Genomic DNA, 550 nt, shown 5'->3' on the forward strand with positions numbered 1-550 from the left:
TACCTGACGTTTGAGGATCGGCAGAAAATCGAAGTGTGGCACGCCCGCGGGGATCGCCCGCTTGAAATTGCCGCGCGGCTGGGCGTGCATACGGCGACGATCTACAACGAATTGAAGCGCGGCTACGTCGGAGAGCTGGACAGCAGGCAAAGGGAAATCTACAAAGCGGAGCGGGCGCAAGCAACCGTTCAGGAGCATTTCAAGCGGCGGGGCCGGACGGCGGCCACGGCTGGGAAGGGAGGTTAAGACCGTGACAGAGTATGAACGGATCACAGAAAGCCCGCAGGCGTTGGCGGCCTTCCTTCGGGGGTTGTCCGTGATAGAAGCACCGTGGGACGCGGCCTTTCAAAAGCGGTATTGCGCGGAGTGCGCCGCCACGGATTGCGACGCTTGCCCGAATGAGGCATACCGGAATAATCCGGCGTGGTGGTTGGCGCAGACGGCCACGGACTAAAGAAAAGGAGCTATTCAAACTATGGTTAAATTCCTTATCGGCGGTTCGCCTTGCACGCATTGGAGCATAGCGCAAAGCAAGAACCGCGAAACGGCG

At 59.5% G+C, this 550-nt stretch carries 2 protein-coding genes; both read left to right on the plus strand.

The window, feature by feature from the left end; translation table 11 throughout:
• A partial coding sequence (locus U8U68_RS22135) for a helix-turn-helix domain-containing protein (RefSeq protein WP_322204656.1) occupies nt 1-246 on the plus strand: 246 nt, incomplete at its 5' end.
• Nucleotides 247-250: 4 nt separating this feature from the next.
• On the plus strand, nt 251-454 hold the full coding sequence (locus tag U8U68_RS22140) for a hypothetical protein (protein ID WP_322204657.1): 204 nt from the start codon (nt 251-253) through the stop codon (nt 452-454).
• The last annotated feature ends 96 nt before the right edge of the window (nt 455-550 follow it).

Origin of the sequence: Acutalibacter intestini (assembly GCF_034334985.1) — a bacterium.
GTDB lineage: Bacteria > Bacillota > Clostridia > Oscillospirales > Acutalibacteraceae > Acutalibacter > Acutalibacter intestini.